Origin of the sequence: Streptomyces iranensis (assembly GCF_017874715.1) — a bacterium.
In the GTDB taxonomy this organism is placed as follows: domain Bacteria; phylum Actinomycetota; class Actinomycetes; order Streptomycetales; family Streptomycetaceae; genus Streptomyces; species Streptomyces iranensis.
Window position 1 is genome coordinate 143,839 of record NZ_JAGGLR010000016.1, and the last position, 24,164, is coordinate 168,002.

The following is a 24,164-nucleotide window of genomic DNA, read 5'->3' on the forward strand; positions in this document are numbered from 1 at the left end:
GCACACCCTACACGGAGAGTGAGCAAGCGCTTAGGGGTGTCCGGGGCCACGGTGGACGCTCAGCGGGCCGCCGCCGTCTCGGTGCCCACCCGGCCGGGGAACTCCGCGCCCAGCAGCCGCAGCAGCGGGGTCGCCTTCACGGCCGTCTCCTCGAACTCCTCGTCCGGGTCGGACAGTGCCACGATCGCCCCGCCCACCCCGTACCGGACCCGGTCCGGGGTCACCACCAGGGTGCGGATCACGATGCTCAGATCGCATGCCCCGGAGAGTGAGAAGTAGCCGATGGCGCCGGAGTACACCCCGCGCGGCCCGGCCTCCAGATCGTCGATGATCTGCATGGTGCGGATCTTGGGCGCGCCGGTCATCGACCCGCCGGGGAAGGCGGCGCGCACGCTCTCGACCGCGGAGGTGGCCGGCCGCAGTGTGGCACGTACCGTGCTGACCAGCTGATGGACCGTCGCATAGGTCTCGACGTCGAATATCTTGGGCACCCGCACCGAGCCGATCTCCGCGGTGCGGCCGAGGTCGTTGCGCACCAGATCGACGATCATCAGGTTCTCGGAGCGGTCCTTCTCGCTGGTCGCGAGGTCCACCCGCAGCAGCTCGTCCTCGGCCGGGGAGCCGCCGCGCGGCCGGGTGCCCTTGATCGGCTGGGACTCCACGGTGCCGTCCCGGAAGACCCGCAGAAAGCGCTCGGGCGAGGTGCTCAGCACGGACAGCGGCCCGAAGCGGAGCAGGGCGGCGAACGGCGCCGGGCTGAGCCGGCGCAGACGCTGGTACGCGGCCCACGGGTCCACCGGTCCTTCGGCCTCGGCCATGTTCGTCAGGCACACCTCATAGGTCTCCCCCGCGGTGATCAGCTCCTGGCAGGTGGCGATCATCTCCAGGTAACGCTCGCGGTCATGGCGCAGCCGTACCTCGTCCGGAGCGGTGGTGAGCGGGGTGGGGCGGGGCTCCCGCCCGGCCAGCTCCGCCAGCCGGTCGGCGGTCCCGCGCAGCCATGTCCGGGCCTGTTGCTCGCCGCCCCGCCGCTCGCCCTCCTCCGCCAGGGCGAGGAGGTAGGTGGTCGAGGTCTGGTGGTCGAACACCACGGCGCGGTCCGCGAAGACCATCGCGGCGTCGGGCTCCGGGGAGCGGTGGGTGCGCTCACCGCCGCATTCGGCCTTGAGCTCGTACCCGAGGTACCCCGTCCAGCCGAGGGCGAAGTCGAAGGGCAGCGCGGGCAGTTGGACCCGGGCGGCGCGCAGGTCGCGCTCGATCCAGGTCAGGAACTCCTCGTGCAGCACCTCGCGGGAGCCGCCCGCGGTGACGGTGACCGTGCCCGCCCAGGTGTCGGCGGTGGCCACCCGGGCGAGCGGCCCGGAGGCGTCCCCCATCACCGAGAACCGTCCGCGCTCGCCCCCGGTGGCGCTGCTGTCCAGCCAGAAGGCGTGTCCGTCGGCGCGGAAGAGCCGGTCGAAGACGACCTCGTCGGACCAGCGGGTGGGCAGGGTCTCCACCAGCACCCGCAGGGACCGCGGGGTGGCGCGCGGCGCGGCGGTGGGCTCCGCGCCGCCGCGGAGGGAGGAGCGTGCGCCGCGCCGCCGCGCCGCCGGTTCCACTCCCTCGCGGGTCTGCCAGGACCGGGTGAGGTCGGCGAAGTTGCCCAGCAGCAGCCGGCCGTGCTCGGTGCAGATGGACTCGGGGTGGAACTGCACGCCCCACAGGGGCCGTTCGCGGTGGGCGATCCCCATCAGCACACCGTCCTCGGTCCAGGCGGTGGCCCGCAGCTCCTCGGGCAGGTCGGTGACGGTGAGCGAGTGGTAGCGGACGACGTCGAAGGGGCTGGGCAGTCCGGTGAAGAGGCCGGTGCCGTCGTGCGTCACCCGGGACAGCCGCCCGTGCCGGGGCTCGGGGGCCCGGACCACCCGGGCGCCGCTCAGCAGGCCCACTCCCTGGTGGCCCAGGCAGACGCCGAGCAGCGGCAGGGCGCCTTCGAGGACGATGTCGCGGCAGACGCCGAAGTCGGCCGCGCGCTCGGGGCTGCCGGGTCCGGGGGAGATGACGACGTTGTCGAAGTCCCGCAGCATCTCGGGCTTCCAGCCGGGGTCGTCGTGCCGGATCACCTCGGGCTCCCGGCCGCCCACCTCGGCCAGGTAGTGGAACAGGTTGTAGGTGAACGAGTCGTAGTTGTCTACCAGCAGCGTGCGCATCGAAACCTCGAACCTAATCGGAACTTAAGGATGACCGGCACGGCTCACCCCGCGCGGAGCAGCGAGGTGAACGCGTGGACCGTTTCGGCGGCCTGCTCGGGGTTCAGCCGGGGGTCACAGGGGGACCGGAACCGGGGGAACGCGGCGGCCCCGGCGTCCCCGGCCTCCGCGACGCACTCGGTGACCGGTTCCGGCGTCATCTCCAGGTGCAGCCCGCCGGGCCACTGACGGCGGTCCCGCAGGATCCGGTGGAACGCGGCGATCTCGTCGCGGATCGCCCACAGGGTTCTGGTCTTGTGACCGCTTCCGGAGCGGATCGTGTTGCCGTGCATGGGGTCGCTCAGCCAGACCACCGGGATCCCGGTCTCCGCGACCGCCTCTACCAGCGGCGGCAGCAGCCAGCCGATCCGGTCCGCGCCCATGCGCACGATGAAGGCCAGCCGGCCGGGCCGGCGCTCGGGGTTGAGCAGACGGGCCAGCTCCACGAGGTCCGCCGGGGTCGCGGACGGCCCCACCTTGACGCCGACGGGGTTGCGGATCGAGGCGGCCAGCCGGATATGCGGCCCCTCGGGGTCCGCTGTCCGCTCGCCGATCCAGCCGAAGTGGAGGGAGGAGGCGAAGCCGGCGCCGTCGGCGGCCGCCCGGATCAGGGGCAACTCGTAGGGGAGCAGCAGCAGTTCATGGGAGGCGTAGATCCGCTCGGCGTCGTCGTGCGCCATCTGTTCGTCTCGCATCGTGGACAGTACGGCGGCCGCGCGGTCGTAGGCGGTGAGCAGCCGGTCCGGGTCGGGGATCCGGGCGCGCGGATCGGCGGCGGCGCCGTTGACCGCGTCTCCCCGGTAGACGGGTAACCGGCCGCCGCCCGCAAGCCCGTCGTACGGCGCCGATCTGGGCTTGGCGTACTGGCCCGCGATCCGGCCCATCGTCACCACCGGGAGGCCAAGACCGGTGCGGATCGCCGTGGACAGCTCGCGCAGCTGCCCCAGTTTGCGCCGTACCACCCGCGGCGCGGCGTCGGCGAACAGCTCGGCGCAGTCCCCGCCCTGGAGGACGGCGGCCTCGCCGCGCTGCACCGCGGCCATCCGCCGGGTGAGCCGCTCGGCCTCCTCCGGGGGGATCAGCGCGGGACGGCCGCTCAGGGCGTGCCGGATCTCCTCGAGCCGGTCCGGGTCGGGCCACGGCGGCTGCTGAGCGGTCACCTTCTCCGCGGTCGGGCCGGGAGCGGTCATGTAGGAAGCCTCCACTGGTCGGGCCGGACACATCCCGCTGAAGCGCCGAGGCGGCGCGGGGCACCCGTGAGGCCCCCGAACCGGCGGGCCGGACGGGTCGACGGAACCGAGGAAACAGACGCATCCACTCCCGGTCGCAATACCGCGACCGGCGGAGATAGAAATGGTGGATATACGTCCGTCACTCCTTCGAGTGAATTCCTTCATCACCCGGAAGGGATTACCAGCGGTTACTACCGGAATTTCCGGCTCAGAGCCCCCGTTGCGCAGCCGACGACACGGTCGATTCAACGCGGCAGGGAGCTTAGCAATAGGGTGTAACCGTAAGCGACAGTTCCGCCGATATTTCGGAATGTGACGAAGGTCACATGCGTAAGACTTGCACTCAGACCCGCCTTCTATAGTGTTTTCGACCTGCGCTTATCCAATGGGGGCACCGCAACGGATGGCGCAGAAATCACATGAGACTTACGGGGGTAAGTGAATGTCTCTTCCATCGCATCGTCTCCGCGCGCCGGCTTCCGGAGACCGCCCTTAACGCCCTGCCGCCCGGTAGTGGCTCTCTTGGCATTTTCCCAGGTCAGACCGGCTTTCATGACTGTGTGAGCCCTTGCTGACCGCTGGGCCGCCGGTCCCTCGACAGCCATCCGCAAACGCCAGGACAAAGCCATGACCGCCTTAGGCGGCATGGCCGCACAGCGACGCGCCCATTCTCATCCGAGCCGCAAGCCGGCGTTGGAGCAATACGTCATGCACTTAAGCACGAAGACCTCCCAGCCCGATACGAGAGCGCCCCGCAAACGCGTCATCCTCGCCGAGCCCCGCGGTTTCTGCGCGGGCGTCCGCCGTGCCATTGCCATGGTCGAGCGGGCGCTCGAGGTATACGGCCCGCCTATTTATGTTCGAAAACAGATCGTCCACAACCACTACGTCGTCGGCCTCCTGGAGCGCAAGGGCGCACGCTTTGTGGAATCGGAATACGACGTTCCCGAAGGGGCCGTGTGCCTCTTTTCCGCACACGGTGTCCCACCCGCCGTCCGCACCGCAGCGTCCACAAGAGATCTGCAGGTCATCGACGCCACCTGCCCTCTGGTGGCCAAGGTGCACCAACAGGCGCGCCGGGTGGTCGGGGACGGCCGGTTACTGCTGCTCGTAGGGCATGCGGAACACGAGGAAACGGAAGGGACTCGCGGGGAGGCACCGCGGGAAACCCTGGTCGTGGAAACCGTCGAGGACGTCGAACGGCTGGACCTGCCCCGGGACACCCCGGTGGCCTATCTGACCCAGACCACCCTGTCGGTGGACGAGACCGCCGGCATCGTCCGCGCGCTCACCGAGCGGTTCGACGACATCGCCGGCCCCGGGACCGACACCATCTGCTACGCCAGCCAGAACCGGCAGAACGGCATCAAGTCCCTCGCCCAGCAAGCGGATCTGGTGCTGGTGGTCGGCTCGGAGAACTCCAGCAACTCCCAGCGGATGGTCGATGTCGCCCGCGACACCGGAACCCCCGCCCACCTGGTCCCGGACGTCTCCCGGCTGGACAGCCGCTGGCTGGAGGGCGTGACCACCGTCGGCGTCAGCTCCGGCGCCAGCGTCCCGGACGCCCTCGTCCACCAACTCCTCGACCAGCTGGCCGAGTTCGGCCATGACCAGATCGACATCGAGTCCACGGCCGTCGAGGACGTGGTCTTCTCCATGCCCCTGCAGCTCACCGACGGCATCCGGTCCGACGACCGGGAACGGCTCGACGACGCCTGGTCGAAGGTCCCATCGGACGCACCGGCCGGAACCCCCAGGAGGACGAAGTGACGGTCCATACGATGGCGACCCCCCGCCCCGCCTCGGCCCCGGCCACCACCGCCCGCCGGACGCTGATGAGCCTGCTGCCCCGGGTCGAGGAGCGGCTGCACGCCTTCCTGTCCGCGGAGTACGAGCGGTGGCACGGTCTCGACCCCCGCTCCAGCGCCCCCATCGACGCGATCGCCGACCTGGTCGACGCGGGCGGCAAGCGCATGCGCCCGGCGTTCTGCCTGAGCGGCTATCTGGCCGCCGGCGGCGACCCGGAGGACGGCCGGGTCATCCCCGTCGCCGCCGCGCTGGAGCTGCTCCACGCCTGTGCGCTGATCCACGACGATGTGATGGACGAGTCCGCGGTGCGCCGCGGCGCGCCGACCGTGCACACCAGCCAGGCCGCGCTGCACCGCGAGCGCGGATGGCAGGGCACGGCGGAGCGCTTCGGGGAGAACGTGGCGATCCTCGCGGGCGATCTGGCCCTGGTCTACTCCGACGAGATCATGGCCGAGGTGGGGCCCGCGGTGGCCGCCGAGTGGCATCTGCTGCGCTCGGAGCTGATCATCGGCCAGTACATGGACGTCGCGGCGTCCGTGGAGTTCGAGCCGGACCCGGAAACCTCGCGGTGGATCGCCATCGCCAAATCCGGCCGCTACACCATTCACCGCCCGCTGGTCCTGGGCGCCGCCGTGGCAGGCCGCGCCGACGCGGCGCCGGCCTTCGAGGAGTACGGGGCGGCGCTCGGCGAGGCGTTCCAGCTGCGCGACGACCTGCTGGACGCCTTCGGGGACTCCGAGGTCACCGGCAAGCCGAGCGGTCTGGACTTCGAGCAGCACAAGATGACGCTGCTGATGGCCCTGGCCATCCAGCGCAACGCGCACATCCGCGAGCTGGTGCCCGCTCAGCTGCGGGGCGCCGACCACCTGCGGCGGCTGCTGATCGAGACGGGTGTGCGCGACGACGTCGAGAAGCACATCGACGGGCTCGTCGAGCGGGCCTGCCGCGCCATCGCCGAGGCCCCGCTGGAGCCGGAGTGGCGGGAGGAACTGGCCGCCATGGCCCACGAGGTCGCCTACCGGAGCGCCTGAGACCACCGATAGCCCCGAAGACCTGGCCCGCTCGATCCGGAAGCGGATCGCGGCCGACCGTGCGCCGGGCGTCCGGCGCCTTGAGGAGGATTCCCGATGACCGTCGATCTCGGCCTGCCCGCCGCGCCGCCACCGGTGCTCGGCAAGCGCCGTGTCACCCGTCAGCTCCGCGTCGGCGCGGTGGGGGTCGGCAGCGACTTCCCGGTCTCCGTGCAGTCCATGACGACCACCGTCACCGCCGATGTCAACGCCACCCTCCAGCAGATCGCCGAGCTGACCGCGACCGGCTGTGACATCGTCCGGGTGGCCTGCCCCAGCCAGGACGACGCCGACGCGCTGCCGCAGATCGCCCGCAAGTCCAAGATCCCGGTGATCGCCGACATCCACTTCCAGCCCAAGTACGTGTTCGCCGCCATCGAGGCGGGGTGCGCGGCGGTGCGGGTGAACCCGGGGAACATCAAGAAGTTCGACGACAAGGTCAAGGAGATCGCCCGCGCCGCGAAGGACCACGGCACCCCGATCCGCATCGGAGTGAACGCCGGCTCGCTGGACGCGCGGCTGATGGCCAAGCACGGCAAGGCCACCCCCGAGGCGCTGGTGGAGTCGGCGCTGTGGGAGGCGGAGCTCTTCGCCGAGCACGACTTCCACGATCTGAAGATCTCGGTGAAGCACAACGACCCGGTGGTCATGGTGCGCGCCTATGAGCTGCTCGCCGAGTCCTGCGACTATCCGCTGCACCTGGGGGTGACCGAGGCGGGCCCCGCCTTCCAGGGCACCGTCAAGTCCGCGGTGGCCTTCGGCGCGCTGCTGCGGCAGGGCATCGGCGACACCATCCGGGTGTCGCTGTCGGCGCCTCCGATGGAGGAGGTGAAGGTCGGCACCCAGATCCTGCAGTCGCTCAATCTGCGGCCGCGCAAGCTGGAGATCGTCTCCTGCCCCTCCTGCGGCCGGGCCCAGGTGGATGTGTACAAGCTGGCCGACCAGGTCACCGCCGGCCTCGAGGGCATGGAAGTGCCGCTGCGGGTCGCGGTGATGGGGTGTGTGGTCAACGGCCCGGGTGAGGCGCGGGAGGCCGATCTCGGTGTCGCGTCCGGCAACGGCAAGGGCCAGATCTTCGTCAAGGGGAAGGTCATCAAGACCGTCCCCGAGAGCAAGATCGTTGAGACCCTGATCGAGGAGGCCATGCGCCTGGCCGACGAGGCGGGCCCGCAGGACGCCCCCGAGTCCCCCACCGTCAGCGTGGGATGAGGGGGCATCCGTGAAGCGCCTGACAACGCGGGTGGCGATCGTCGGGGCGGGCCCCGGCGGTCTGCTGCTCTCCCATCTGCTCCGGCTCTCCGGGGTGGACTCGATCGTGCTGGAGCGGCGGAGCCGGGCCTACGTGGAGAAGCGGGTGCGGGCCGGGCTGCTGGAGGGCGGCACCGTGGACTTCCTGCGCGCGGCCGGTCTGACCGACCGGCTGGACCGCGAGGGGCTGGTCCACGAGGGCTTCGTCTTCCGGTTCGGCTCGCGCGCCCACCGGATGCCCTTCACCGAGCTGACCGGCCGGACCGTCCATATGTACGGCCAGCAGGAGCTGGTGAAGGATCTGATCCGGGCCCGGACCGAGGCCGGGGCGCGGCTGTGGTTCGACGTGCCCGACATCGAGCTGCGGGGCCTGGAGACGGACACACCGGCCGTGCGCTGCACGGTGGCGGGCGAACCGGTGGAGATCGCCTGTGACTTCGTCGCGGGCTGCGACGGATTCCACGGGGTCTCCCGCCGCTCCGTGCCGCCCGGCGCGCTGACGACCTACGAGCGCGCGTATCCGTACGCCTGGCTCGGGGTGCTGGCCCAGGCCCCGCCCGCCGCCGAGGAGCTGATCTACGCGGTGCACGGCCGCGGCTTCGCGCTGCACAGCATGCGCTCCCCCGCGGTGAGCCGGCTCTATCTCCAGGTGGAGGCCGGTGAGCCGGTGGAGAACTGGCCCGATGAGCGGATCTGGAAGGAGCTGCACACCCGGCTGGACATCGACGGCGCCCCTGAGCTGGCCGAGGGGCCGGTCCTGGAGAAGAGCTGTGTGGCGCTGCGTGGCTTCGTCACCGAGCCGATGAGCTACGGGCGGCTGTTCCTGGCCGGAGACGCCGCGCATATCGTGCCGCCGACCGCGGCCAAGGGGCTCAACCTCGCCGTGGCGGACATCAAGGTGCTCGCCGCGGCCTTCCGGGAGTTCTACGAAACCGGCGACCGCGGCCCGCTGGACGGCTATTCGGCCGCCTGTCTGCCCGGGGTCTGGCAGGCGCAGGAGTTCTCCGACTGGATGTCGCGGCTGCTGCACCGGCCGACGGAGGGCCGGGTGTTCGACGAGCGGCTGCAGCACGCCCGGCTCGAGGCCGTGGTGCACTCCCCCGCCGCCGCGCGGGACTTCGCCGAGAACTATGTGGGCCTGGCGCGGGAGCGGACCCCGGCCCGGGGAGGACGGCCGTGACCTCGCTGACGAGCGAGAGCCGGACGACGGCGCGCACCCGCCGCGGCGGGGACGTGGCGCGCGGTCTGTTCCGGCTGTCGAAGATCTTCGTGTATCAGAACTACTTCGGCTGGGGCATGGCGTGGCTCGCCTTGAGCCCGCAGGCGCGCGACCGCCCGGGGACCACCGCCGCGATGCTGCTGTTCCTGCTCGGCTCCATGGGCATCGTCACCTGCACCTGTGCCACCGACGACCTGGTGGGCTTCCGCAACGGCAGCGACGCCCGCAACTACAGGGCCGGTGACACCAAGCGCGACATCCGGGGCAAGCCGCTGCTCAGCGGGGCGGTCACCGAGCGCGAGGCGGTGCGGTTCATCGCCTGCGCGGCCTCGGTCGCGGTGCTCGCGGGGATCGGCGCGTTCTGGGCGCTGGACTGGCGGGCTCCGGCCGTGGCCTACCTCCTCTACGGGGTCGGGTTCTTCTTCAGCGTGCAGTACTCGGCCGGGCTGCGGCTGAGCTACCACCGGGGCGGTGCGGAGACGCTGCTGTGCCTGGCCACCACGGCCGGGCTGCTGGCCCCGTACCTGGCGGTGGAGCGGCACTGGTCCTCCCCCGCGGTGCTGGTGGGCCTGTTGCTGGGGCTCTGGCTGGTCATGGTGAGCAGCTACTCCAACGTCAACGACGCGGACGGGGACCGCTCGGTGGGCCGCCGCACGCTGGCCGCGTCGACCGGGCCGCGGGTCTACAAGACCGCCATGGCCGTCTTCTTCCTGGCCTCGGCCACGCTGATCTGCGTCCTGGGCCTGACCACCCGGTGGCCGTGGTGGACCCTGCTGACCCTGCTGCCCGCCACCGCCCTCCACGCGGCCCAGCTGCGCGAGGGCCCGCTGCGGGGGCGCTGGCTGAGCGCCCGCAAGCTCGGGCTGTACGCCTACGACCTGGGCTTCCTGGGTCTGCTGGCGCCCGCGCTGTATGTCCTGACGTAAGGGGTGTCCGACGGTACGCGTACGCCTGCGGCGAGCTGTTCCCCTACCCGCCCCTTCCCACAACTGGGGCTCCGCCCCAGACCCCGCTCCTCAATCGCCGGAGGGGCTGATTTCAGCCCGTCCGGCGATTGAGGACACGCCCGAAGGGCGTCCGGGGTCCAGGGGCGGAACCCCTGCCACGCGGCGGAGCCGCAAATGGATGCCGCGGGAAGGGGCGGGCCACCTAGCCGTACCCCTGTCCCACCCCCGTTCGCACCCCTATACAAGGAGATGAGCATGGCGGCGCGTTCTCAACGGCCTGTCAACGTAGGCCGGTTGTTCCACTGGGCCGCCGAACGGGGCAGGCCGACGGTCATGCATCTGGACCGGCCCTTCGACATCGCCCCGGACTCCGGAACCCGCTTCGACGTGCCCGCCCTGGCGGCGACGGTGGAGGACGCCGCGGGGTGGCTGCACGGGGCGGGGCTGCGCCACGGCGACCGGCTCGCCATCGTCAAGGAGAACCACTACGACTTCATCCTGCTCGCCGCGGCCGCCGCCCGGCTCGGGGCGCTGCCGGTGATGATCGCGCCCATCCGGTCGGAGGCGCATATCCGCACCCTGCTCACCAGGATCTCCCCGAAGGTGCTGGTGATGGGCACCACGGTGCTGGCGCGGATGACCGCCGCCGGGATCGCGCTCGACGACCCGGGGATGACGCTGGTGGCCGTCGGCGAGGACCGCCCGGGGCTGCCCGGGGAGACGCTGCGCATCGACGATGTGCGCGGCGGCGCCCGGCCACCGGTGCGGTTCCGCGGCCGCCATGAGCCCATGCTGGTCACCCACACCTCGGGCACCACGGGCGTGCCGAAGCTGGTGGTGCACTCGCCCGCCACCACGCTCGCGGCGGTGCCGTTCCGCATCGAGTCCTACCGGCTGCCGCTGATGACCTCCCGGCCGGAGGACGTGGTGGCCAGCGGGATCTCCTTCGCCCACAACCGCAATCTGTCGTGGACCAACGGGACGCTGTTCCGCGGGCCGCGGAAGATGGTGATCCTCTCAGAGCCGGGGCTGGAGAACGTGGCGCGCATGCTGGCCGCGCACCCGCCCACCTCGCTGGAGGCCTGTCCGAACGTCTTCCAGTACTGGGAGGAGCTGGCCGACACCCGGCCCGAACTGTTCGCGGGCGTACGGCGGTTCATCAGCACCTTCGACGCGGTGCACCCCAGGACGGTCCGCAAGTTCCTCGGCGCCTCCCGGGTCCGGCTGCCGCTGTGGGCCTGGGGCGTGGGGCAGTCGGAGATCGCGGGCATCGCCGCCGGGGTGGCCACCCGCTCCATGGTCCGCGCGGACAGGCCCCGGGCGCACGACGCCACCAACGTCGGGTTCCCGCCGCTGGTCCGGGTCAAGGTCGTGGACCCGGAGACCGGCCGCAAACGGCCCCGGGGGAAGCCGGGGCTGCTGATGGTGAGGACCAAGTCGCGCTGTCTGACCTATCTGGGCGAGGACGACCGGCACCGCGCCAAGGACCAGGGCCGCTGGTGGAACACCGGCGACCTGGGCGAATACGCGGGCTACGGCCGCATCCGGCTGATCGACCGCGAGGTCGACATGATCCCCGGGATGAGCAGCATCGAGCTGGAGTCCACTCTGCTCGACCGGCTGGACCGGGCCTCCGAGGTGATCGTGCTCGGGGTCCCCGGGCAGCTGCCGATCCCGGTCCTGTGCATGCGCGACGACGCCCTGGACCCCCAGGAGTGGGACCGCGCCTGCCGTGGCCTGCCCGAGATGGGCAAGCCCCGGCTCGTGCCCTGGGACGAGATGCCGCGCACCGCCACCTGGAAGGTGCGCCGGGGGGAGCTGCGCGAACAGCTGCTGGGTTCCAGCGACACCTACGGCACCGGCCAGTGGACGTGACCCGCGCCATGCGAGCAACGCCACGCAATCGCAGCGAGACGAATCCATCCACCGTGAACGAGGGGTAATTAGCCGTGTGGTTCCCGCCCGCTCTCATCGACCTCCCGAACGTCGCCCCGGTGACGCTGCCGGAGGCGGACCGGCCGAGTTGGCTGTTCTGGATCCTGATGGGCCCGTGCGCATCGGGCTGGCTGGTGGCGTACGGACTCGCCATCTACCGCGCCAAACTGGACAAGCGGGTGGGGATTCCCGTCTTCGTGGTCGAGGTCAACCTCGCCTGGGAGTTCACCCTCTCCCTCATCCTGGACCAGGCCGATGTGCAACGCCCGATCAACCTCAGCTGGTTCCTGGTCGACTGCTTCATCCTCCGGCAGACGCTGGCCTACGGATGGAAGGACTATCCCGGTATGAGCCGGCGGGCCTTCCGGTGGATGGTCTTCGGCGTCATCGCCTGGTCCGCGGTCTTCCACATCATGACGACCTATGAGCTCAAGGACGCCACCGGCATCTACACCGGCACCGGGCTGAACGTGTTCCTGAGCCTGTCCTTCATCTTCATGCTGAGCCGCCGCGGCTCCTCGCTCGGGCAGTCGATGTACGTGGCCCTCGCCAAGGGCATCGGATCGTTCTTCGCGGGCTGGACGGTGCTGGTGATGTACCCGGGCCACCACCTGTTCATCTTCCTCTTCCTGACCGTCTGGACCATCGACGCGACCTACTGCGTGCTGCTGTACCGCAAGGTCCGCGAGGAGGGCCGCTCGCCGTGGGCCTGGAACCGGGGCCCGGCCGAGGTCCCCGACGACCCCGGCGTTCTGACAGCCGTTCGGTGAGCGACGCGGCCCGGGGATGTCACATCCGGGAGGGGCTCGGCGTCTGGGATGCCGTGACGGGATTCCGGACGCGGTGCGCTTGAGGAAGGAAGAGGGAATGCTGGACAGACTGGCCGGTTTCGTCGTGCGGAGGCGCCTGGCGGTGTTGGTCGTCGGCCTGCTGCTCGCCGTGGTCGGCGGGGTGGCGAGTACGACGTTGTTCGACAAGCTGACGGCGGGCGGTTTCGACGATCCGAAATCGGAGTCATCGCGGGCGATCACCGCGCTGGACAAGAGGTTCGGGCAGGGGCTGCCCAATCTCACGCTGCTGGTGACGTCGAAGGGGCGGGTGGACGACCCGTCCGTGACGGCGGCGGGCACCGAGCTCACCCGGAAGCTGGGCAAGGAACCCGGAGTGGCGAACGTCAGCTCCTACTGGACCACAGGGAAGGCCCCGCAGCTGCGCGGCAAGAGCGGTCACAAGGCCCTGATCATGGGTACGGTCACCGGGGACGACACCACGTCGCAGAAGCGCGTCGCCGAGCTGGCCGACCGTTACGAGGGCTCGCGGGGCGGGCTGGAGGTGAAGTTCGGCGGCTATACGAAGTTCCAGCGGGAGCTGCTGGAACAGGGCCAGAAGGACGCCACCACCGGTGAGACGGTCGCCATCCCGATCACCCTCGTCGCGCTGGTGTTCATCTTCGGCAGCGCGGTGGCCGCGGCGCTGCCGCTGGCCGTCGCCCTGGTGGCGATGATGCTGACGATGGGTCTGACGTGGATCCTGGCGAGCGTCACGACGGTCGGCTCGCTCGCGGCGAGCGTGGTGACCCTGCTGGGTCTGGGCCTGGCCATCGACTACAGCCTGCTGATGGTCAGCCGCTACCGGGAGGAGCTGCGGTCGGGGCTCGCCCCGCCGGACGCCATCCGGGCGACGCTGACCTCCGCCGGGCGCACCGTGACCTTCTCGGCGCTGACCGTGGCCGTCTCATCCCTGGCCATGGCCTGGTTCCCGCTCCAGGCGGTGCGGTCCATGGGCTATGCGGGGGCGCTCACGGCGCTGCTGTCCGGGGCGTCCTCGCTCATCGTGCTGCCGGCTCTGCTCGCGCTGCTCGGTGACCGCATCGAGAAGGGCCGGGTGTTCCGCAAGCGGCGCGGGGTTGGCCCCGAGGCGGCCGCCCGGAACGTGGAGAGCGGCTTCTGGCACCGGCTGGCCACCACCGTGATGCGGCGCCCGGTGCCGATCGTGACCATCGTGACCGCGTTCCTGCTGCTGCTCGGCGCGCCGTTCCTCGGCATCAACCTCGGCATGCCGGACGAGCGGGTGATGCCCGCGTCCTCGTCGGCACGTCAGGTGGCCGACACCGTACGCGCCGAGTTCGACAGCAGTGAGCAGAACGCGCTGCAGGTCGTGGCGCCCGAGGGCGGCTCCGACCGGGCGGCCGTCGGCGCGTACGCGAAGCGGCTGTCCCAGCTGCCGCACGTGGCCGCGGTGCGCACCGCCACCGGCGCCTACGCCGAGGGCCGCCAGGCCGCCCCGCCCGACCAGCGGTACGCGCGCTACGCCTCCGGTGACGCCGTCTACTTCTCCGTGGTGCCGGAGACGGCCAGCGCGGACGACGCGGACCGGCTGGTCGGCGAGATCCGCTCGCAGAAGGCCCCGTTCGAGGCACTGGTGGGCGGGGCCGCGGCCACCAACCACGACGCCGCGGCGGCGCTGGAGAAGTGGCTTCCGTACGCCCTGGGCACCGTGCTGCTGACCATGCTGGTGCTGCTGTTCCTGGTGACCGGAAGCGTGATGCTGCCGTTCCTCGCGCTGGTGCTCAGCGCGCTGAGCCTGACGGCCACCTTCGGCGCGCTGGTGTGGGTCTTCCAGGACGGCCATCTCGCGGGGCTGTTCGGCGACTTCACCCCGACCGGCAACATCGCCGCGACGATCCCGGTGATGCTCTTCGGCCTCGCCTTCGGGCTCGCGATGGACTACCAGGTCTTCCTGCTGTCCCGGATGCGCGAGGAGTACGAGCTGACCGGCTCGCCCACGGCCGCCGTCGCCCAGGGGCTGGAACGCACCGGCCGCATCGTGACCGCGGCGGCGGTGGCGATCTCGGTGGTCTTCCTTGCCTTCACCGTCTCCGGCATCTCGCTGGTGAAGGCGTACGGGGTCGGGCTGCCGCTGGCCGTGCTGATGGACGCGACACTCATCCGGGGAGCCGTGCTGCCCGCCGCGATGCGGCTGGGCGGGCGCGCCACCTGGTGGGCCCCGGCGCCGCTGCGGCGGCTGCACAGCCGGTACGGCCTGCGCGAGGAGCCCTCGGCCCCGGCGCCCCGGCGCGACGGCGACCGGGCCCTGACCGGCTGACGGCCCACCACGCAGGCGGCTCACGGGTCCGCCGCCCGGCACCCCGGGCGGCGGACCCGCCGCACGCGGGCGGCCTGGCGGGCCGTTTCACGCCGTCGCCCCCTCACGGGCCGTCACACGCGGGCCGCCTCCGGGAGGTCCGGCGGATCTGTCCCCTCCCCGCCCCTTCCCGATACCAGGGGCTTCGCCCCTGGACCCCGAGGCCCGAGCCGGACCCGCCGCCGCGCGGCGGAGCCGCGGATCGACGCTCCGGAAAGGGCGAAGCCCCGGCCCGACGTCTGGGACGAAACCCCGCTCCGGCGTCCGGGGCGAAGCCCCAGTTTCGGGCCCCGGGGCGGAGCCCCACCGGGGTCTGGAGCGGAGCCCCACCGGGGCCCGGGGCGGAGCCGCACCGGGGTCCGGAGCGGAACCCAGCTGGGGCCCGGGACGGAACCCCACCGAGGTCCGGGGCGGAACCCCGCCGGGGTCCGGAGCGGAGCCCAGCTGAGGCCCAGGGCGGAGCCCCACCGGGGCCCGGGGCGGAGCCGCACCGGGGTCCGGGGCGGAGCCGCACCGGGGTCCGGGGCGGAACCCAGCTGGGGCCCGGGACGGAACCCCACCGAGGTCCGGGGCGGAACCCCGCCGGGGTCCGGAGCGGAGCCCAGCTGAGGCCCAGGGCGGAGTCCCACCGGGGCCCGGGGCGGAACCCCGCCGGGGCCCGGGACGGAACCCCACCGGGGCCCGGGACGGAACCCCGCTGGGGGCCGGGGCGGAGGCTCGCTGGGGCCTGGGGCGGAGCCCCGCTGGGGCCTGGGGCGGAGCCCCGCTGGGGGCCGGGGCGGAGGCTCGCTGGGGTCTGGGGCGGAGCCCCGCTGGGGGCCGGGGCGGAGCCCCGCGGGGGCCTGGGGCGGAGCCCCGCTGGGGCCTGGGGCGGAGCCCCGCTGGGGGCCGGGGCGGAGGCTCGCTGGGGTCTGGGGCGGAGCCCCAGTTTTGGGGAGGGGCGGGGAGGGGGAGGGCCCGCCGCAGGCGGTGCGGTCCGCCGGGCGCCCCTCATGCGCCCCGGGCTACAGCGGTTCCGCTTCCGTCGTGGCGTACTCCTTGCGCAGCGTGGCCAGGACGGGATGCTCCGGGTCGAACTCCACCCCGTCGATCGACCGGATCGGCCGTACGCCCACCCCCGCGTTGAGGGCGAAGGCCGCGCGCAGTTCGCCGAGCCGCTCGCGGTCGATCCGCGCGGTGTGCTGCGGGCCGCCGTGGCCGCGGCGGAGCAGTTCCTGGGTGACGCCGGGCAGGCATACGGCGTCCGGCCAGAGCAGGCGATCGCCGTCGAAGAACCCCACGTTCCAGGTCGCGCCCTCGGACACCGCGCCCCGCTCGTCCGTGAGCAGTACGTCGTCGTAGCCGTCGAGCTGGGCCAGGCGGCGCAGCCGCAACAGTCCGAACAGCCCGACGTGTTTGACCTCCGGCAGGTCGCGGTGGTGCGGTGCGGTGCGCACGCTCAGCGGCGGCAGCGAGGGTGCGGCGGCGGGCCGGGTGGTGACCAGGATCCGCGGTGTGGCCTCGGCTCCCGGCCGCTCCAGCCCGAGGTCGGGGTCGTACACGGTGACCCGGACCGTGAGCGGTCCCGCGGTGTCCGCGACGGCGCGCCGGGCCAGTTCGCGGACGCGGTCGCGGTCCGGGTCGGTGCCGAACAGCACACCGCAGTCCCGTACCAGCCGGTCCAGATGGAGGGACAGCCCGCGTACCCGCCCGTCCTCCACCCGCATGGTGGTGAAGTGGCCGTAGTTGGTCATGGCCAGCGCCGTCAGCTCGCGGATGCCCGCCGGTTCCCCGTTCAGCTCTGTCATGGGGGCAGTCTTCCAGCCGGGGGGTGGACGGACTCGGCGAGTCGGCCGAGCTTGTCGGGATTGATCAGACCGTAGATGCCGCGCACCCGCTCGCCGTCGGGCGCGGGGTCGAACACCGCGGCCGCGTACAGCGTCCCGCCGATGAACAGGACCACCCCCGGGCCGCCGTTGATCTGCACCGGGCGCGCGTTGAAGGTGGGCAGCTGGGCGCTGACGGCGGCCACCAGGCGGGCCACCTTCTCCCGGCCCTCGATCACGCGGAGCGCGGCGCGGCGCTTGCCGCCGCCGTCGCTCCACATGACCACCTCCGGGGCCAGGACGTCCATCAGGGCGTCGAGGTCGCCGCCGATGGCCGCGTCGAGGAACCGCTCGGTGACGATGCGCTGGGTGGAGCGGTCGAGGTCGTAGCGCGGCCGGCGGGCCTCGACGCGTTCCTTGGCGCGGTGGGCGAGCTGGCGGACGGCGGCCGGGCTGCGGCCCAGGATCGCGGCGATCTCCGCGTGGTCGTACGCGAACGCCTCGCGCAGCACGAACACCGCGCGCTGCAAGGGGGTCAGGGTCTCCAGGACCACCAGCATCGCCAGGGACACCGATTCGGTGCGGATCGCGGTGTCGGGGGTGTCCGGCTCGGTCAGCACGGGCTCGGGCAGCCAGGGGCCGATATAGCTCTCCCGGCTGCGGCGGGCACGGCGCATCTGGCTGAGCGCGTGGTTGACGGCGATCCGCACCAGATAGGCCCGGGGGTTGGCGATCTCCTTGTCCTGGACCGACGCCCAGGACAGCCAGGTCTCCTGCACCACGTCCTCGGTGTCGGCGACCGTGCCGAGCATGTTGTAGACGATGGAGAAGAGCAGCTCACGGTGGTGGAGGAAGTCCTCGCTCCCCGCATCCGGCACCGGCCTGTCCTGCGGTCCCGCGCGGTCCTTCCACGGTGATACGGGGGTGTCCATTACACCGATGGTAGGCGGCACGCCGCTCCGGCCAGCGCATAGGATCGGCTCATGCCAGATCTCGTATCCGTCAACTACCGCAAGTACGACGGCACTCTGCACTGGAACCTGCGGATGCGCAGGCTGGGCGAGGACGACCACGGCGTCTGGCTGGGGCTGCCCGGCGGCGCCGTCATGCGCAAGGGGTACGGCCCGATGGTGCCGATCCCCTGCGCGCATGTGATCCTCTTCCCGCGCGACGCGTGGTGGACGGCGGTGTTCAACGCCCCGCCCCGGGAGACCGAGATCTACTGCGACATCGCCACGCCTCCCGAGTGGCTCTCTTCGCACGAGGTGTCGATGGTGGACCTGGACCTCGATGTCATCCGCAAGCGGACGGACGGCTCGACCCTGATGGACGACGAGGACGAGTTCGCCGAGCACCAGGTGCGGTACGGCTACCCGGCGGACGTCATAGCGGAGGCCGAGGCGGCGGGGCGGTGGCTGATGGACGCGGTCGACGGGCGCGCCGAGCCGTTCGGGGACGCCTCCAGGGCGTGGCTGGCCATGGTCGACGGCGAGCGCCCCTGAGACCGTCTCGCGGTCGCCTCACCGGGGTGGCCGTCCCGTGGACCGCGAGGCCGGGGAAGACTCCTCCGTACGCCCCTTGGCACGCGGCTCCTCCGGCACCGGCCGGTCCCCGGCGGGATCCGCGGCCGGGCGGCCGCGCAGCGGCCGGACGGCTATCGCCGCCGATATCAGGAGCAGTCCGCCCAGCATGACGAAGGGTGCGGCGGTGCCCGCGAGCCCCGCGAGCACACCGGCGGAGGCGGGCGCGGCCACCTGGCCGAGCCGGTTGCCGGTGAGCCGCAGCGCGAGGGCCGTGCTGCGCGCCGCCTCGGGGGCCGCCTGGACGACGGTCGTCATCGACAGCGGCTGGCCCACGCCGAGGCAGAAGCCGAGCCCGGCCAGCAGCACCCCGAGCGCCCAGGCGGGCACCGGCAGGGCGATGCCCGCGCACAGCAGCGCGGCGCCCAGACAGCTGACGGCCATCAGTACGGTGCGGCCCATCAGCCGGATCATCGGGGTCATGGCGAGCCGGCAGGCCACGGTGGCGGCGGCGCGCAGGCTGAGCAGCACACCGACGACCGCGGGCGAGATACCGCGCTGTTCGCCGACGACCGGCAGATAGGCGGTGAGGATGTCGGTGGCGGAGAGCACCGCGAGGCTGATGAACATGCCGGAGGCGACCCCGCGGGTGGTCAGGATGGACCGTACGGAGACCTTGCGGGCCGGGGCCCCCTTGGCGGGCCCGGCCGCCGTACCGTCGGGGCGGCGCTCGATGCGCCACAGCGAGGTGACGGAGAAGGCCGCGAGGGCGGCGGAGACGAACAGCGCGGCGGCGCTGGTGCGGCCCATCGCCCCGTCGTGTTCGGAGACCACCAGACCGGCCGCGATGGGCCCGATGAGCTGGCCGAGCGAGGCGCCGATGGTGAAGTGGCCGAAATTGCGGTCCTGGTCCTCGGGCGCGCTCTGGCGGGCCACGATGGACTGGGCGCCGATGACGAACGACAGATGGCCGAGGCCCATCACCCCGCTCCACGCGGCCATCGCGGGCAGCGATCCGGCCGTGCCGCTGAACGCGCATCCGGTGGCGATGAGGGCGACCCCGACGGGCAGCAGCGGCGCGCACCGCCCGTGATCGGTGCGCCGCCCCAGCGGTACGGCGGCGAACAGCGGCAGCAGGGCGTAGATACCGGCGATCACACCGATGGCACGGGCGTCGGCGCCGAGCGCCAGCGCCCGGTAGGAGACGGCCGGCCGCGCCATGCTCACCGCCCCCTGGGTGAACGAGAAGGCGATGACCAGGCGCAGCAGCCAGCCCCTGGCGGGCTTTGAGATCTTCACGGGTCAGATGATGCCGAAGGCGAGACCCGCGGCGAGCACCACCAGGGAGGTGAGCGCCGCCCATTTAACGGTGAACCGGGTGTGGTCGCCGAATTCGACCTTCGCCATGCCGACGAGCACGTAGACGGCGGGGACCAGCGGGCTCGACATGTGCAGGGCCTGTCCGACGAGCGAGGCGCGGGCGATCTCCAGCGCGGAGACCCCGTGGGCGGCCCCGGCCTCGGCGAGGATCGGCACGATGCCGAAGTAGAAGCCGTCGTTGGACATGAAGTAGGTGAGCGGGAGGGACAGCACACCGGTGACGATGGCCATATGCGGGCCCATGCCCTCGGGGACGCCGTCGACCAGCCAGCGGGCCATGTGCTCGACCATGCCGGTGCCGGTGAGGACGCCGGTGAAGACGGCCGCGGCGAAGACCATGCCGGAGACGTTGACGACGTTCTCGGCGTGTGCGGCTATACGGGCCTTCTGGTCGCTCATCTGCGGGAAGTTGACGGTGAGCGCGACGGCGGCGGCGAGCAGGAAGAGGACCGGGATCGGCATGGTCTCGGTCACCATCAGGGCGAGCAGCGCGACGGTCAGGGCCGCGTTGAACCAGTAGAGCTTGGGGCGCAGGGTGGCGCGGTGGGGGTCGAGCCCCTTCAACTCGTCGTCGTCCTCGTCGGCGGCGTCCGAGGAAGCGGAGCCGTCCGAGGAGCCGGAGCCGTTCGAGGACCGGGCCTCCGCGTCGGTGCCGGAGCCCGCGCCGCCGCCGGTCAGCGCGCCCTTGCCGCCCTTACGGCCCTTGGCCCCCGTGCCGCCGGAGCCCGCGCCGACCAGCACCTGCTCGGGGTCGCCCGCGGTGACCTCGTCCAGCGTCAGCACGCCGAGCCGCTTGCGCTCCCGCAGGCCAAGGCCGTAGGCGAGGGCGATGACGAAGAGCAGACCGACCGCGAGGGCCGGGATCATCGGCACGAAGATGTCGCTGGCGTCGACCTTGAGCGCGGCGGCGGCGCGGGCGGTCGGGCCGCCCCAGGGCAGCGTGTTCATCACGCCGTTGGCCATGGCCGCGACACCGGTCATCACCACGAGGCTCATCTTCAGCCGCCGGTAGAGCGGCACCATGGCCGACACAGTGATCATGAAGGTGGTGGAGCCGTCTCCGTCGAGCGAGACGATCGCCGCGAGGATCGCCGTGCCGACCACCACCCGCATCGGATCCGCCTTGCAGAACCGCAGGATGAGCCGGACGATCGGGTCGAAGAGGCCGACGTCGATCATCACCCCGAAGTAGATGATCGCGAACATCAGCATGGCGGCCGTGGGTGCCAGATCGCCGACGCCCTTGAGGACGTAGTCCCCGAGGTGCGCCCCCTTCCCGACAAGCACACAGAACAGCGCGGGGATGAGCACCAGGGCACCCATCGGGGACATCTTCTTCATCATGATCAGGACAAGGAATGTCGCGATCATGACGAAGCCGAGGATGGTCAGCATAGTTGGCTACCTCACGTTCGCCTTTGAACTCCCCCAGATTTGGCGGTCGAGGCGACGTTAGGTGCCGCAACTTTCCGTTAACAAGGTCTTGACGCGTGAGCAATAAGCGCAAAACCCCAGGTCAGTGCCGTAGCGAGGGTGATACGCGCACCGGGTGGCCATTGAGCACCGCCGTCCCCGAGAGCGGATCCAGCCGTGAGCCGTCGAAGAGCTGGTTGACATTGACCCCGGGTCGGGCCCCGGCCACGGACAGCCGGACGCCGGGGCGGGCATGGCCCCAGCCGTGCGGCAGGCTCACCACTCCGGCCCGTACCGCGTCCGTCACCTCGACCGGCACCTCCAGTTCCCCGCCCTCGCCCTTGACCCGGGCCAGACCGCCGTCCGCCAGCCCCAGCCGGGTGGCGTCCTCGGGGTGCACCTGGAGCGTGCAGCGGTTGCTGCCGCCCATCAGGGCCGGGACGTTGTGCATCCAGCTGTTGTTGGAACGCAGATGGCGGCGGCCGACCAGCAGCAGCCCCGAGGGCCGGTCGGCCTGCGACCGGCGCAGCCGCTCCACATCGGCGGCCAGCGGCTCCGGGCACAGCTCCACCGTGCCGCTACGGGTCTTCAGCAGCCCCGGAAGGCGCGGCCGCAGCGGACCCAGGTCGATGCCGTGCGGATGGGCGAGCAGCTTCTCCAGGCTCAGCCCCTCGGGGTCGGCGCCGAAGCCGTCGCCGTACGGGCCCAGCCGCAGCATCATGTCCAGCCGGCGCTCGGGGCCGTCCACCCCGGTCAGCAGCGCGGCCAGCTCGCCGGGCTCGCGTCCGTGCACCGGCGAGTACGGGTCGGCGACCTCCTTGCCGAGGGTCCCCTGGATCGCCATGGCGTCCACCGCCTCCGGGTCCGCGCCGCCGTTCCCGCTCACGCACAGCACCAGCCGCGCCAGGATGGCGCTCTCGCTCAGCCGGTCCGCCTCCAGGGGGAGGGCGGGGCGGGTGTAGCGGACCTGGTTGCGCACGGCCAGGCTGTTGAAGGCGTAGTCGAAGTGGGGGCTGCGGCTGGGCGGCGGCGGGGGCAGCACCACATGGGCGTGGCGCGAGGTCTCGTTGAGGTACGGATCGACGCTGACCATGAAGTCGAGCCCGGCCAGCGCCCGGTCCAGGCGGTCGCCGTCCGGCGCGGAGAGCACGGGGTTGGCCGCGAGCGCCAGCACCGCCCGTATCCGCCCCTCGCCCGGGGTCTCGATCTCCTCGGCGAGCGCGACGGTGGGCAGTTCGCCCTTGGCCTCGGGGTATCCGCTGACCCGGCTGTGCCAGCGGCCGAGCGCGAACCCCTTCCCGGGCCGCGCCGGGCGCTCCCGGCGACCGGTCGCGGCGAGCGGGAACATCATGCCGCCGGGCCGGTCCAGCTGTCCGATGAGCACGTTGACCACATCGACCAGCCAGCTGGTGAGGGTGCCGAACTCGACGGTGGTCGAGCCCACCCGCCCGTACACCACGCCCTGGGACGCGGCGGCCAGCTCACGGGTGAGGGTGCGGATCTCCTCGGCGGGCACATCGCACGCCTCGGCCACCGCCTCCGGCGGGAAGTCCGCGGCCAGCCGCCGCACCTCCGCCACGCCGCTGACATGCTCGGCGAGCGGGCCGGGCGCCACCAGGTCCTCGGCGAACAGCACCTGCACCATGGCGAAGAGCAGCAGGGCGTCGGTGCCGGGCCGGATCGCCACATGGCGGTCGGCCAGCGCAGCCGTACGGGTGCGCCGGGGGTCGACCACCACCAGCCGGCCGCCGCGCCGCCGCAGCGCCCGCAGCCGCCCGGGGAAGTCGGGGGCGGTGCACAGACTGCCGTTGGAGTCCAGCGGGTTGGCGCCGAGCATCAGCAGATGGTCCGTACGGTCCAGGTCGGGCACCGGAAGCGCGTTGGCGTCCCCGTACAGCAGCCCGCTGGAGACATGCTTGGGCATCTGGTCGAGGGTGCTGGCGCTGAAGACGTTACGGGTGCGCAGCGCGCCGAGCAGCAGTGGCGGATAGAGCCCTCCGGCCACGGTGTGCACATTGGGGTTGCCGAGCACGACGCCCACGGACTGCGGCCCGTGCTCGCGCAGCAGCGGGGCCAGCCCCTCCGCCACGGCCGCGAACGCCTCGTCCCAGCCGGTTTCCACCAGCCGCCCGGCACGGCGGACGAGGGGGCGCCGCAGCCGGTCGGGGTCGGCGTCGAGCTGCCCGAACGCCGCACCCTTGGGGCAGATGAAGCCACGGCTGAAGACGTCCTCACGATCGCCGCGCGCCCCGGTCACCCTCCCCTCGTCGATGGTGAGGGTCAGCCCGCAGGTGGCCTCGCAGAGCGGGCAGATACGCGGGGCAGTGCTCATCGGTCTCTCCCAGGGAACGGCGGCGAGGCCGCGATGACGCGCCGGACCCGCTCACCATACCGACTGGTAGGCATGTCGGGGAGGGATCGGCGGGAACCCCCGGCCGACCGGACCTCCGCGTGGACCCCGGATCAGTCCAGGACCCGGGCCAGATAGGCGCGCAGCAGCTCCTTCGTCTCCGCCACGATCGCCGGATCGCCCTCCGGGTCCATCCGGAACGCCAGCCGCAGCAGCGCGTCCGCCGTCTCGACCGCGAGCAGGAAGGCCACCCGAAGCCGCTCCTCGGTCGCCTCGTCCCCGCCCGTCCGGAGCCGGTCGGCGAGCAGCGTCCGCAGCCGGTCGGCGACCAGATGGTTGGGCTGCTCCGGCGGCGCGGTGGCCGGGACCGGATGGCCGAACTCGATGAGCGCGAAGCCCGGGGCCCCGCGCTTCATCGCCAGATACTCGTCCACGACGACGTCCATCGCCTCCCGCCAGCCGCCGCCCCCGTCCGGCCCGGAGCCGGAGGCGGAGACGGAGGCTGAACCGGAGGCGGAGGCGGAGGCGGCGTCCGAGGCGGCCAGCCGCCGGGTGATCCGCTCGGCGTACTCGTCCAGATTGCGGTGGGCCAGGGCCTCGGCCATCGCCCGCTTGTTGGAGAAGAAGCGGTAGACGGAGCCGATGGGCACGTTGGCGCGCTCGGCGACGGCCCGGGTGCTCAGCTCTTCGTAGCTGATCTCGTCGAGGAGCTCGGCACACGCGTCGAGGATCCGGCCGAGGCGCTCGGCGCTGCGGCGCTGGACCGGATGGCGGCGGAGGGGCGGTATGGGCACGCCACCATCCTGCCCGATCATTGACGAGCCCGGGTTTCGATTCCTATCGTCTGACAGAGGAATCAAG

Annotated in this window: 17 protein-coding genes; 9 read left to right on the forward strand and 8 right to left on the reverse strand. The window is 72.0% G+C overall.

Features of this window, described 5'->3' with window-relative positions:
- Nucleotides 1-59 precede the first annotated feature (59 nt).
- Nucleotides 60-2,192 (reverse strand): aminodeoxychorismate synthase component I, encoded by a 2,133-nt coding sequence (gene pabB, locus J2Z30_RS28180; RefSeq protein ID WP_044577677.1) that lies wholly within the window; start codon nt 2,190-2,192, stop codon nt 60-62.
- A gap of 44 nt (nt 2,193-2,236) precedes the next feature.
- Complete coding sequence (locus tag J2Z30_RS28185; protein WP_044577676.1) at nt 2,237-3,421, reverse strand: 3-deoxy-7-phosphoheptulonate synthase; 1,185 nt, start codon at nt 3,419-3,421, stop codon at nt 2,237-2,239.
- A gap of 750 nt (nt 3,422-4,171) precedes the next feature.
- On the opposite strand from J2Z30_RS28185, the gene ispH reads away from it, so the two are divergent.
- From ispH to J2Z30_RS28225, 8 genes are all read left to right on the forward strand, one after another.
- Nucleotides 4,172-5,233 carry a 4-hydroxy-3-methylbut-2-enyl diphosphate reductase gene (gene ispH / locus J2Z30_RS28190; protein ID WP_044577674.1) on the forward strand — a complete coding sequence of 354 codons (1,062 nt, stop codon included), beginning with the start codon at nt 4,172-4,174 and terminating at the stop codon, nt 5,231-5,233.
- Nucleotides 5,234-5,244: 11 nt separating this feature from the next.
- On the forward strand, nt 5,245-6,303 hold the full coding sequence (locus tag J2Z30_RS28195; protein WP_044582139.1) for a polyprenyl synthetase family protein: 1,059 nt from the start codon (nt 5,245-5,247) through the stop codon (nt 6,301-6,303).
- A gap of 96 nt (nt 6,304-6,399) precedes the next feature.
- Nucleotides 6,400-7,551 (forward strand): flavodoxin-dependent (E)-4-hydroxy-3-methylbut-2-enyl-diphosphate synthase, encoded by a 1,152-nt coding sequence (gene ispG, locus J2Z30_RS28200; RefSeq protein ID WP_044577672.1) that lies wholly within the window; start codon nt 6,400-6,402, stop codon nt 7,549-7,551.
- A 10-nt stretch (nt 7,552-7,561) separates the two neighbouring features.
- Complete coding sequence (locus J2Z30_RS28205; protein ID WP_308280093.1) at nt 7,562-8,770, forward strand: 4-hydroxybenzoate 3-monooxygenase; 1,209 nt, start codon at nt 7,562-7,564, stop codon at nt 8,768-8,770.
- Nucleotides 8,767-9,735, forward strand: coding sequence for a UbiA family prenyltransferase (locus tag J2Z30_RS28210; protein WP_044577670.1), 969 nt, complete (start codon nt 8,767-8,769; stop codon nt 9,733-9,735). The genes J2Z30_RS28205 and J2Z30_RS28210 overlap by 4 nt, the downstream gene beginning before the upstream one ends.
- Before the next feature lie 276 nt (nt 9,736-10,011).
- Nucleotides 10,012-11,631 (forward strand): class I adenylate-forming enzyme family protein, encoded by a 1,620-nt coding sequence (locus J2Z30_RS28215; protein ID WP_044577667.1) that lies wholly within the window; start codon nt 10,012-10,014, stop codon nt 11,629-11,631.
- A 74-nt stretch (nt 11,632-11,705) separates the two neighbouring features.
- On the forward strand, nt 11,706-12,461 hold the full coding sequence (locus J2Z30_RS28220) for a transmembrane-type terpene cyclase (RefSeq protein ID WP_044577665.1): 756 nt from the start codon (nt 11,706-11,708) through the stop codon (nt 12,459-12,461).
- A gap of 97 nt (nt 12,462-12,558) precedes the next feature.
- Nucleotides 12,559-14,796, forward strand: a complete 2,238-nt coding sequence (locus J2Z30_RS28225; RefSeq protein ID WP_052701651.1) for an MMPL family transporter — start codon at nt 12,559-12,561, stop codon at nt 14,794-14,796.
- A gap of 1,043 nt (nt 14,797-15,839) precedes the next feature.
- On the opposite strand, the gene J2Z30_RS28230 is transcribed toward J2Z30_RS28225, so the two are convergent.
- Together J2Z30_RS28230 and sigJ are read right to left on the reverse strand one after the other, a co-directional pair.
- A complete protein-coding gene (locus J2Z30_RS28230) occupies nt 15,840-16,622 on the reverse strand; it encodes an aminotransferase class IV family protein (protein ID WP_044577663.1) in 783 nt (260 codons plus the stop codon).
- A complete protein-coding gene (gene sigJ / locus J2Z30_RS28235) occupies nt 16,619-17,572 on the reverse strand; it encodes an RNA polymerase sigma factor SigJ (protein ID WP_078956981.1) in 954 nt (317 codons plus the stop codon). The genes J2Z30_RS28230 and sigJ overlap by 4 nt, the downstream gene beginning before the upstream one ends.
- Before the next feature lie 51 nt (nt 17,573-17,623).
- On the opposite strand from sigJ, the gene J2Z30_RS28240 reads away from it, so the two are divergent.
- Entirely contained in the window at nt 17,624-18,142 is a 519-nt protein-coding gene (locus tag J2Z30_RS28240; protein WP_044577660.1) for a DUF402 domain-containing protein, read from the forward strand.
- A gap of 18 nt (nt 18,143-18,160) precedes the next feature.
- Here the strand turns inward: J2Z30_RS28240 and J2Z30_RS28245 are convergent, their stop codons facing one another.
- From J2Z30_RS28245 to J2Z30_RS28260, 4 genes are all read right to left on the reverse strand, one after another.
- On the reverse strand, nt 18,161-19,459 hold the full coding sequence (locus J2Z30_RS28245) for an MFS transporter (protein WP_044577658.1): 1,299 nt from the start codon (nt 19,457-19,459) through the stop codon (nt 18,161-18,163).
- Between the two features lie 3 nt (nt 19,460-19,462).
- On the reverse strand, nt 19,463-20,935 hold the full coding sequence (locus J2Z30_RS28250; protein WP_044577656.1) for a CitMHS family transporter: 1,473 nt from the start codon (nt 20,933-20,935) through the stop codon (nt 19,463-19,465).
- Between the two features lie 121 nt (nt 20,936-21,056).
- Complete coding sequence (locus tag J2Z30_RS28255) at nt 21,057-23,285, reverse strand: molybdopterin oxidoreductase family protein (RefSeq protein ID WP_044577655.1); 2,229 nt, start codon at nt 23,283-23,285, stop codon at nt 21,057-21,059.
- A gap of 131 nt (nt 23,286-23,416) precedes the next feature.
- Nucleotides 23,417-24,118, reverse strand: a complete 702-nt coding sequence (locus J2Z30_RS28260) for a TetR/AcrR family transcriptional regulator (protein ID WP_044577653.1) — start codon at nt 24,116-24,118, stop codon at nt 23,417-23,419.
- Nucleotides 24,119-24,164 lie beyond the last annotated feature (46 nt).

Excerpts from the sequence above, each read along its gene's own strand:
- pabB (WP_044577677.1), bottom strand. The coding sequence starts at position 2,192 with ATGCGCACGCTGCTGGTAGACAACTACGACTCGTTCACCTACAACCTG.
- J2Z30_RS28185 (WP_044577676.1), bottom strand. The coding sequence starts at position 3,421 with ATGACCGCTCCCGGCCCGACCGCGGAGAAGGTGACCGCTCAGCAGCCG.
- ispH (WP_044577674.1), top strand. The coding sequence starts at position 4,172 with ATGCACTTAAGCACGAAGACCTCCCAGCCCGATACGAGAGCGCCCCGC.
- J2Z30_RS28195 (WP_044582139.1), top strand. The coding sequence starts at position 5,245 with ATGGCGACCCCCCGCCCCGCCTCGGCCCCGGCCACCACCGCCCGCCGG.
- ispG (WP_044577672.1), top strand. The coding sequence starts at position 6,400 with ATGACCGTCGATCTCGGCCTGCCCGCCGCGCCGCCACCGGTGCTCGGC.
- J2Z30_RS28215 (WP_044577667.1), top strand. The coding sequence starts at position 10,012 with ATGGCGGCGCGTTCTCAACGGCCTGTCAACGTAGGCCGGTTGTTCCAC.
- J2Z30_RS28225 (WP_052701651.1), top strand. The coding sequence starts at position 12,559 with ATGCTGGACAGACTGGCCGGTTTCGTCGTGCGGAGGCGCCTGGCGGTG.
- J2Z30_RS28230 (WP_044577663.1), bottom strand. The coding sequence starts at position 16,622 with ATGACAGAGCTGAACGGGGAACCGGCGGGCATCCGCGAGCTGACGGCG.
- sigJ (WP_078956981.1), bottom strand. The coding sequence starts at position 17,572 with ATGGACACCCCCGTATCACCGTGGAAGGACCGCGCGGGACCGCAGGAC.
- J2Z30_RS28240 (WP_044577660.1), top strand. The coding sequence starts at position 17,624 with ATGCCAGATCTCGTATCCGTCAACTACCGCAAGTACGACGGCACTCTG.
- J2Z30_RS28250 (WP_044577656.1), bottom strand. The coding sequence starts at position 20,935 with ATGCTGACCATCCTCGGCTTCGTCATGATCGCGACATTCCTTGTCCTG.
- J2Z30_RS28255 (WP_044577655.1), bottom strand. The coding sequence starts at position 23,285 with ATGAGCACTGCCCCGCGTATCTGCCCGCTCTGCGAGGCCACCTGCGGG.
- J2Z30_RS28260 (WP_044577653.1), bottom strand. The coding sequence starts at position 24,118 with ATGATCGGGCAGGATGGTGGCGTGCCCATACCGCCCCTCCGCCGCCAT.